Source organism: Herbiconiux liukaitaii (genome assembly GCF_041927495.1).
GTDB lineage: Bacteria > Actinomycetota > Actinomycetes > Actinomycetales > Microbacteriaceae > Herbiconiux > Herbiconiux liukaitaii.
This window is the reverse complement of the sequence record NZ_JBHFHG010000003.1, coordinates 676,254-684,865: the sequence shown is the minus strand read 5'-3', so window position 1 is coordinate 684,865 and position 8,612 is coordinate 676,254. Positions and strand designations below refer to the sequence as shown.

The window sequence follows — 8,612 nt, the reverse complement described above, 5'->3', positions numbered from 1 at the left end:
GTCCGGTGGCGGTGCAGGCCGGGTCTGGCGGGCGTCCGCGTAGCGGATGCGGGAAGCACCGCCACCGGACAACCCACCCCGCCCCGCCCCCACGAGCGGGCTCCACCCCGCTCACGAGCGCGCGCCGCGGGGACACCCCCAAGGGGAGGCGGCGGGTCAGGTGATGTTGAGGAGGACGTGGCCTGAGGAGACTGTGGCTCCTACGGTGGCGGCGACGTTGGAGATGGTGCCGTCTTTGTGGGCTGTGATGGGCTGCTCCATCTTCATGGCCTCCAGCACCAGCACCAGGTCGCCCTTCACCACGGTGTCGCCCTCGGCGACCGCGAGCTTCACCACGGTCGCCTGCATCGGCGCCTTCACGGAGTCTCCGGTGGCGGTGGAGGTGCCGGCCACGGAGGCACCACGCCGCCGAGGGGCAGCGCCGGCGGTGGCACCGGATCCGGAGCGAGCAGCGGCGCCACCCGACCGGGCGCCCGCCGCAAGGAGACGCGCGGGCAGCACGACCTCCACGCGCTTGCCGTCGACCTCCACGATCACGGTGCGCCGCTCAGCCGCGGGGGCCGAGTCTTCGAGCGATCCGCTCCACGGCTCGGCCGGGTTCTCGTAGTCGGTCTCGATCCAGCGTGTGTAGATGGAGAACGGCTCGCCGTCCGCCGGGGCGAAGGCCGGGTTGCGCACGACGTCGCGGTGGAAGGGCAGCACGGTGGGGAGCCCGGCCACCTCGAACTCGTCGAGGGCACGGCGGGAGCGCTCGAGCGCATCCTCTCGGCTCGATCCGGTGACGATGAGCTTGGCGAGCAGCGAGTCGAACGATCCGGAGATCTCGTCGCCGGCCTGCACACCGGAGTCGACGCGCACGCCGGGGCCGCCGGCGGGCTTGAAGACGTGCACGGGGCCGGGGGAGGGCAGGAAGCCGCGACCAGGATCCTCACCGTTGATCCTGAACTCGAACGAGTGGCCGTGCGGCACGGGGTCGGCGTAGTCGAGCACGCCGCCCTCGGCGAGGCGGAACTGCTCGCGCACGAGGTCGATTCCCGTGACCTCCTCGGAGACGGGGTGCTCGACCTGCAGGCGCGTGTTGACCTCGAGGAACGACACCGTTCCGTCTTTGCCGATGAGGAACTCGCACGTGCCGGCGCCGAGGTAGCCGACCTCCTTGAGGATGGCCTTCGAGGCCGAGTAGAGGAGGTCGTTCTGCTCCTCGGTGAGGAAGGGCGCCGGCGCCTCTTCGACGAGCTTCTGGTGGCGGCGCTGCAGCGAGCAGTCGCGGGTGGATACGACCACGACGTTGCCGTGCGCATCTGCGAGGCACTGCGTCTCGACGTGGCGTGGCTGGTCGAGGTACTTCTCGACGAAGCACTCGCCGCGGCCGAACGCCGCGATGGCCTCGCGGGTGGCCGAGTCGAACATCTCGGGCACCTCCTCGATGGTGCGGGCAACCTTGAGCCCGCGACCGCCGCCGCCGAAGGCCGCCTTGATGGCCACGGGCAGGCCGTGCTCGGCCACGAACTCGAGCACGTCGGCCGCCCCGGAGACGGGATCGATGGTGCCGGGGGCGAGGGGTGCGCCGACCTTCTCGGCCACGTGGCGGGCAGAGACCTTGTCGCCGAGCTTCTCGATGGCCTCGGGCGAGGGGCCGATCCAGGTGAGCCCCGCACCGATCACGGCGCGCGCGAAGTCGGCGTTCTCGGCCAGGAAGCCGTAGCCGGGGTGCACGGCGTCGGCGCCGGAGCGGCGGGCCACCGAGAGGATCTTCTCGATCACGAGGTACGTCTCGGCGCTCGAGGTGCCGTCGAGCGCGTAGGCCTCGTCGGCGAGCTGGGCGTGCAGGGCGTCTCTGTCCTGGTCGGCGTAGACGGCCACGGAGGCGATGCCGCTGTCGCGGGCCGCCCGGATGACTCGAACGGCGATCTCGCCTCGGTTGGCGATGAGGACCTTGGTGATTCTCGGCATGATTTCCCTAGCCTATGGCCGGGGCGCATCCCTCCTTTGGCATGTAGTCACAAAAATAGTCCACCGACCCTGGGGGATCGGCACAAGGAGTGCGTGAGAGGATGCCCGCATGGCACTGCCCCTCGTCGACACCGTCGTCACCTATCCGCGCGGCGACACCCGCTCCACCAGCATCGTCCTGCACCGCGAACCGCTCGGCGAAGGGCGGCAGGCCGTGCTGCTCGACGTGACCGCCGCGCACCCCGTCGACTCGGCCTGGCCCGACCAGGGGCCCGACCGCGGCACCCTCACGGTGGGCGAGGCGATCCTCGACCTGCTCGACTGCGTGGTGGGCGCCACCGACGGCTCCGTGCTGCGCATCGGCGCCGACGTGCCCGTGAAGAAGGGCACCGAGGGGTGGGCCTTCGTGGTCGTGCACGTGGTCGACGCGGCGACCCCGGTGGAGGAGGGGGAGGAGGTGCTCGTCGCCGTCGACGCCGTGCACCGCGAGGCCCTCTCGGTGGGGCACACCGCCTGCCACCTCGCCTCGCTCGCGCTCAACGCCGCGCTCGCCGAGGACTGGTCGAAGCAGGCGGCGACGGATGCGCTCGGCCACCCCGACTTCGACGCCCTCGCCATCGCGACCTCCACGATCGAGGAGAACGGATCCGTCGACCGCTACCGGGTGGGCAAGTCGCTGCGCAAGAAGGGCTTCGCGCCCGCGCGGCTCGAGGGCGCTGCGGATGCCGTGGCCGGCCGGGTGGGCGAGACACTGGCCGGGTGGGTGGCGAGCGGGGCATCCGCGCGCATCGAGTGCGACGGCGACCGCCTCACCGACCGCCGGTACTGGACCACGACCCTCGATGGCCGGCCGGTCTCGATCGCGTGCGGCGGCACGCACGCGCCCGCGCTCTCGGAGCTCGGCACGACGGCGGTGGCCCTCGAGCTCGCGGCCGCCGACGGCGCCCTCGCCGTCACGATGCGCACCATCGCCCGCCTCCCCGCCTGAACCGCACCACGACCCTCTAGCGGGCCGGCGGCGTCCAGAACTGCGTCCAGGGGGCGCCGGCGGCGGCCAGGAGGTCGCGCACCACGGGGAGCGACATGCCGATGACGGCGGAGGGCGCACCCGTGATGGTGCGGATGAAGGGGGCCGCGAGACCGTCGATCGTGAACGCACCCGCCACGAGCAACGGCTCACCCGAGGCGACGTAGGCGTCGATCTCGGCGTCGGAGATGTCGTCGGCGAAGGTGAGCTCGGCGTGGTCGGTGCGACCCGATCCGCCCTGCCGCCGCCCGCCGCGGTGATCGACGAGCCAGTGGCCGGAGTGCAGCACGCCTGTGCCGCCGCGCTGCGCCAGCCACCGCTCGCGAGCCACCGCGGGCAGGTGCGGTTTGCCGTAGGCCGTGCCGCCGATCTCGAACGCCGAGTCGCCGCCCAGCACGAAGCCGTCGAGCGGGCCGGGTGCGCCCTGTGCGGCGAGCGTCTCGTCGAGCGCACCCGAGGCGGCCGCGGCCACCACGGCCTCGGCCTTCGCCTCGGCGAGCAGCTGCACCATCTCGGCGGTCGACATCGGCGGTGCACCGGCGGCCCGGCGGGCCTCGGCCTCGGCGGCGACCGCCGCGTCCTCGTCGACCTCCGACGGCAGCACCACCGGCTCGATGCCGATCTGGCGCAGCAGCGCGAGGCGGGCGGGCGAGGTGGAGGCGAGGTAGAGACGCACGGTGTCGGCCTTCGTGAAGCGGGGTGTGGGATGCTCGGAGGATGCCTGAGAACCGGAACGACCTCGTCGAGCTGAACGTTGACAATGTAGCCCACGGCGGTGTGGCCGTGGCCAGGCTCGATGGCCGCGTGGTGTTCGTGGCCGACGCCATCCCGGGTGAGCGCGTGCTCGCGCGCATCGCCGACGACTCGAAGTCGTCGTTCTGGCGCGCCGACACCGTTGAGGTCGTCGAGGCATCCCCCGACCGCGTGCCGCACGTGTGGGCCGAGGCCGCCCTCGATCGCGCTCCCGAGCAGCGCGCAGGCGGCGCGGAGTTCGGGCACATCGCGCTGCCCCGCCAGCGCGAGCTCAAGGCCGACGTGCTGCAGGATGCGCTCCGCCGCTTCGGAGGCGGCATCGACCGCCGCATCGAGGTCGAGGCGATCGGCACCGACGCCGCAGGCACCGTCGCAGCAGGCACCGCCTCCGCCCCCGGCACCCGCTGGCGCACCCGCGTGCGCCTGCACATCGGTCCCGACGGCCGCATCGGCCCCTACGCCGCGCGCAGCCACACCGTGGTGCCCGTCGAGTCGCTCCCGCTCGCCACCGAGGCCATCGAGCGAGAAGCGCTGCAGCTCGCCGAGGCCCTCCGCCACGACCGCCAGGGAGCCGCAGCCATCGAGCTCGTCGAGACCTCCGAGGGCGAGGTGCGCGTCTCGCTCGTGGCCGAGGAGCAGTCGAAGACCGGAGGCCGCACGGGGGCGGGCGGCCGCAAGCAGGGTGGCCGAGGCGGCCGAGGTGCCGCCGGCCAGCGAAGTGGATCCCGCGCCGCCGCCGGGCAGAACGGCGACCGCCGCGTGCCCGACTCCTCCGCAGCCCGCGCCGACCGCCCCGCCACGATCGTCGAGCGGATCGGCGACCGCGAGTTCCGGCTCGCCGAGAACGGCTTCTGGCAGGTGCACCGTGACGCGGCCACCACGCTCTCCGACGCCGTGCGCACCCTCACGAGGCACGACCTCTTCGATCCGCGTGCCTCGAACCACGACCTCTACGGCGGAGTCGGCCTGCTCGCCGCGGCCCTGGCCGACGAGTTCGGCCCCGCCACACGCATCACGAGCGTGGAGAGCGACGAGCTCGCCACCGACTACGCGGGCGACAACCTCGCCGAGTGGATCGGCGCCGGCGCCGTGACGGCCCGCGTCGACCGCTACCTCGCCGACCTCGAGAAGCAGGCCTCGGCAGAGGAGCGCCGCCGGCTGCAGGCGGCCACCATGGTGGTCGACCCGCCGCGCTCCGGTGCGGGCAAGCAGGTGGTGGGCTCGCTGACACGGCTCGGCGTGGCCCAGGTGGTCTACGTGGCCTGCGATCCGGTGGCCTTCGCGCGCGACGTCGCCCTGTTCCGCGAGGCCGGCTACGAGCTCGACGCCGCCCGCGCCTACGACCTCTTCCCGCACACCCACCACGTCGAGACGGTGGGCGTGCTCGTGCGCGCGTGACCCGGAAACGCTGCATCCCCGCACACAGCTCACCCCACCCCGGCGCACAGCCCACCCATAGGATGGCAGCGTGGACCACATGACCGATGGCGCGACGGCGGGGCCTCAGGCGCAGGCTCCGGCCGTGGTGCGCGTGGCCGTGGTCGACGACCACGAGTCGGTGCGTCTCGGCATCCGCGCCGCCTGCCAGGAGGCCGGATTCGAGGTCGTCGCGGCGTGCGCCTCGGTGAGCGAGCTGTGGGTCGCCCTCGCCGGCACGAGCTGCGACGTGGTGGTGCTCGACCTCAGCCTCGGCGACGGCTTCACGGTGACCGAGAACGTGCAGCACGCCCGCTCCATGGGGGCGGCGGTGCTCGTGCACAGCATCGCCGACCGGGTGGGGCTCGTGCGCGAGGCGCTCGCGGCCGGAGCCGCTGGAGTCATCCCCAAGTCCGCCGCCACGAGCGCCGTGATCGCCGCCATCGCGGCCGTGGCGCGGGGAGACGTGCTCAACAACCTCGAGTGGGCGAGCGCCATCGACGCCGACCGCGAGTTCGGCAAGGCCCAGCTCGCCCAGCGCGAGCGCGACGTGCTGCACCTCTACGCGTCGGGGCTCCCGCTCTCGCAGGTGGCACTGAAGCTCAACATCAAGGTCTCGACCGCCAAGGAGTATCTCGACCGCGTGCGGGCGAAGTACGTGGAGGTGGGCCGCCCCGCCCGCAGCAAGGTCGAACTCCTCCGCCGGGCCGTGGAGGACGGAATCCTCGCCCTCGACGACAACGGACATGTCCGCTAGCGGCGGGATCACGACCCGCGCGGCCGTTCCGCTCAGCCGCCGCAAGATCGAACGCGTTCTCGCGCGCCTGCAGGGCGTCTTCGGCCTCACCTTCGCCGTGCTCTCGCTGCCCGTGCTCAGCTCGTCGATCCACACCCTCAAGCCCGAGTGGGCGCTCGGCGTCGCCATCGCCCTGTTCGGCGCCATCTCGGTGGCGTTCGTGTGCTCGTTCGTGGGCCGTGGCGTGCGCATCGCGATGGGGGCCGTGGCGTGCGTGTTCGTGGTGACGCTCACCCTCTGGCCGTTCGCGGTGCGGAGCCCGGAGGCCGCCATCGGCACCCAGCCGTGGCTGTGGTACATCGTGATCGTGGCGGTGGGCGCCGCCGCCTACGCGTTCCCCACGTTCTGGGCGGCCGTCTACACGGTCGCCGTCCCCGCGATCTTCGCGGTGCTCGAGGTGCTGCCGGCGGGAGGCGGGGTCTCGGTGCCCCTCGCCCTGCTCGACGCCATCTACGCCCTGCTGCTCGGCGCGTTCCTCGTGTTCGTCATCGCCGCCCTGCGGCAGACCGCGAGTCGCGTCGACCAGGCGCAGGCGACGGCCGTGGCGCGCTACGCCGAGGCGGCCAAGCGCGCCGCCACCGAGCAGGAGCGCACGAGGGTCGACACGGTCATCCACGATCGCGTGCTCTCGACCCTGCTCGCCGCGGCGAGAGGCACCACACCGGCCGACAGGCGCATGACCGTGCAGATGGCCGAGCGCGCCCTCGTGGCGCTGCAGAGCGCCGACGCCGAGACCGAGGCCTCGCCCGACCTGCCCGCCACCGTGCTCGTCGAGCGCTGCCAGGCGCTCGCCGACGCGCTCGCCGCCGACATCGGCTTCTCGGCCCAGGGGTCGTTCGACCAGGTGGTGCCCGCGCGCGTGGTGGAGGGGATCTACTCCGCCACCGTGCAGGCGATCGTCAACAGCATGCAGCACGCGGGGTTCACGGATGAGCGCGGGCGCCACGTCGTGCGCACCATCTCGATGCTCGGCGATCCGGATGAGGGACTGACCCTCGTGATCTCGGACACGGGCCAGGGGTTCGACCCCGCCGGCGTGCCCGCCGACCGGCTCGGCGTGCGCATCTCCATCCGTGAGCGGATCGACTCGGTGGGCGGCTCGGTGCAGGTGCGCTCCGTGCCCGGGGCGGGCACCTCGGTCATCATCGAGTGGCGAGCCGACCGTCGGGGTGAGGCGTTCGCATGATCTCGCTCCCGCGCCGCCTGCTCGTCGGCCTCGCCGCCGCCTTCTCGATGTTCCACATCGTGCTGGCCCTCTACACGATCGACATGCCCGCGGCGCCGGGCCCCTCGTTCGTGGCGATGGCGCTCTACGGCGCGGCGACCGCCCTCACGCTCGCGCCGTGGCCCACCCTCTCCATCCCGATCTGGCTGGCCGCGGGCAACATCGGGGTGACGACGGTCGGGCTCATCCTCGTGCTCAGCCAGCTGGATCCGACGGCGCAGAACGGCTACGCCACCTGGATCATCGGCGCGGTGGGCACACTCATGACCATCACCGCCGTGCGCCAGCGGCCGTGGTTCGCCTGGGGCGGCATCGCCGTGATGGTCGTAAGCGCGCTCGTCTGGACGGGGGATCCGCTCGAGCTCCCGGCCCTCGGCGCCATCGGCGGCCCGGTCTGGGTGGCGGTCGCGCACGCCACGACCATCTCGATCGTGCGGGCCTCGCGTGACGCACGGCTGCTCGAGCTCGCCGAGCAGCGGGCCGCCGAGTGGCAGGCCAGGGAGGAGGCGGAGTTCTTCGAGCGCCGCCTGCGCCTCGCCCAGATGGATGCGGAGGTCGCGCCCATGCTCCGCCGCATCGTGACGGACGACGCCGAGCTCACCGAGGAGGAGCGCCGGGAGTGCCTGCACCTCGAGGCGGCGATGCGCGACGAGATCCGCGGGCGGCGCCTGCTCGACGACCGGGTGCGCAATGCCGTGCGGGATGCGCGGCGCCGAGGGGTGGAGGTGACGCTGCTCGACGACGGCGGCATCGACGACCTCGATCGGGCGGCGCACGCGCGGGTGACGGCGGTGATCGCGAAGGAGATCGGCGAGACGACGGCCGACCGTGTGGTGGTGCGCACCGCGCACGACGACGAGGAGGTGGCCGTCACGATCGTGGGGCTGCGCGATGCCGATCCGGCGCTCGCCGCGGAGGGTCTCGAGGAGGAGCCGGAACTCGACCTGTGGCTCGAGGTGCCGAGACTCGGAGACGAGTGAAGATGCTCGAGTCAGGGCGGCAACCCGAATGCCGCCCTGACTCGCCCCCGGAACACGAGCCCGCTTACCCTAGTCGACCCGTATCCGGCGATGCATTTCCGGAGAAACACACCTAGCACTACCTATCCTGGCGGCCGTCGGGCAAGCCCACAGTCCGTTCTTCGGTGGACATTTTCGCCCGCCTTCACAGAGTCCGCTCAGAGAGCATCCAGACTGAGTGGCGTCAGCCCGAGAAGGAGCGCCAGGCGCCCGGCCCGGGCACGAGGGCGGCGCGCGGCGCACGCTGGCTGCGCTCCCACGCCGAGGGCTCGATGTGCACATCGGCGTGCAGCTCGTCGAGCTCCTCCTCCACCGCGGCCTCGAGCACGGCGGTGACGGCGGCGAGCTCGGCGGCCGAGATGTTCGCCGACACCACCTGAAGTGGGGCGTCCGCAGCGTTCGATTCGTTCACACCGACGAGGC

General features: G+C 72.6%; 8 protein-coding genes. 5 read left to right on the top strand and 3 right to left on the bottom strand.

The window, feature by feature from the left end; genetic code table 11:
- Positions 1–156 precede the first annotated feature (156 nt).
- Positions 157–1,953 carry an acetyl/propionyl/methylcrotonyl-CoA carboxylase subunit alpha gene (locus ACEXQC_RS07695; RefSeq protein WP_374820111.1) on the bottom strand — a complete coding sequence of 599 codons (1,797 nt, stop codon included), beginning with the start codon at positions 1,951–1,953 and terminating at the stop codon, positions 157–159.
- 109 nt (positions 1,954–2,062) lie between these two features.
- On the opposite strand from ACEXQC_RS07695, the gene ACEXQC_RS07690 reads away from it, so the two are divergent.
- On the top strand, positions 2,063–2,941 hold the full coding sequence (locus ACEXQC_RS07690; RefSeq protein WP_374820109.1) for an alanyl-tRNA editing protein: 879 nt from the start codon (positions 2,063–2,065) through the stop codon (positions 2,939–2,941).
- Positions 2,942–2,957: 16 nt separating this feature from the next.
- On the opposite strand, the gene ACEXQC_RS07685 is transcribed toward ACEXQC_RS07690, so the two are convergent.
- Positions 2,958–3,656: a Maf family protein gene (locus tag ACEXQC_RS07685; RefSeq protein ID WP_374820107.1), complete on the bottom strand. Its 699-nt coding sequence runs from the start codon at positions 3,654–3,656 to the stop codon at positions 2,958–2,960.
- Positions 3,657–3,697: 41 nt separating this feature from the next.
- On the opposite strand from ACEXQC_RS07685, the gene ACEXQC_RS07680 reads away from it, so the two are divergent.
- From ACEXQC_RS07680 to ACEXQC_RS07665, 4 genes are all read left to right on the top strand, one after another.
- Positions 3,698–5,131, top strand: a complete 1,434-nt coding sequence (locus ACEXQC_RS07680; RefSeq protein ID WP_374820105.1) for a class I SAM-dependent RNA methyltransferase — start codon at positions 3,698–3,700, stop codon at positions 5,129–5,131.
- A 79-nt stretch (positions 5,132–5,210) separates the two neighbouring features.
- Entirely contained in the window at positions 5,211–5,906 is a 696-nt protein-coding gene (locus tag ACEXQC_RS07675; RefSeq protein ID WP_374820145.1) for a response regulator, read from the top strand.
- Positions 5,896–7,131: a sensor histidine kinase gene (locus ACEXQC_RS07670; protein WP_374820103.1), complete on the top strand. Its 1,236-nt coding sequence runs from the start codon at positions 5,896–5,898 to the stop codon at positions 7,129–7,131. The genes ACEXQC_RS07675 and ACEXQC_RS07670 overlap by 11 nt, the downstream gene beginning before the upstream one ends.
- Positions 7,128–8,150 (top strand): DUF8320 family protein, encoded by a 1,023-nt coding sequence (locus ACEXQC_RS07665; RefSeq protein ID WP_374820101.1) that lies wholly within the window; start codon positions 7,128–7,130, stop codon positions 8,148–8,150. The genes ACEXQC_RS07670 and ACEXQC_RS07665 overlap by 4 nt, the downstream gene beginning before the upstream one ends.
- Positions 8,151–8,373: 223 nt before the next feature.
- On the opposite strand, the gene ACEXQC_RS07660 is transcribed toward ACEXQC_RS07665, so the two are convergent.
- Positions 8,374–8,601 (bottom strand): acyl-CoA carboxylase subunit epsilon, encoded by a 228-nt coding sequence (locus ACEXQC_RS07660; RefSeq protein ID WP_374820099.1) that lies wholly within the window; start codon positions 8,599–8,601, stop codon positions 8,374–8,376.
- Positions 8,602–8,612 lie beyond the last annotated feature (11 nt).

Coding starts and splice junctions, on each gene's coding strand:
- ACEXQC_RS07665 (WP_374820101.1), top strand. CDS start 7,128: ATGATCTCGCTCCCGCGCCGCCTGCTCGTCGGCCTCGCCGCCGCCTTC.
- ACEXQC_RS07690 (WP_374820109.1), top strand. CDS start 2,063: ATGGCACTGCCCCTCGTCGACACCGTCGTCACCTATCCGCGCGGCGAC.
- ACEXQC_RS07675 (WP_374820145.1), top strand. CDS start 5,211: ATGACCGATGGCGCGACGGCGGGGCCTCAGGCGCAGGCTCCGGCCGTG.
- ACEXQC_RS07680 (WP_374820105.1), top strand. CDS start 3,698: ATGCCTGAGAACCGGAACGACCTCGTCGAGCTGAACGTTGACAATGTA.
- ACEXQC_RS07695 (WP_374820111.1), bottom strand. CDS start 1,953: ATGCCGAGAATCACCAAGGTCCTCATCGCCAACCGAGGCGAGATCGCC.
- ACEXQC_RS07670 (WP_374820103.1), top strand. CDS start 5,896: ATGTCCGCTAGCGGCGGGATCACGACCCGCGCGGCCGTTCCGCTCAGC.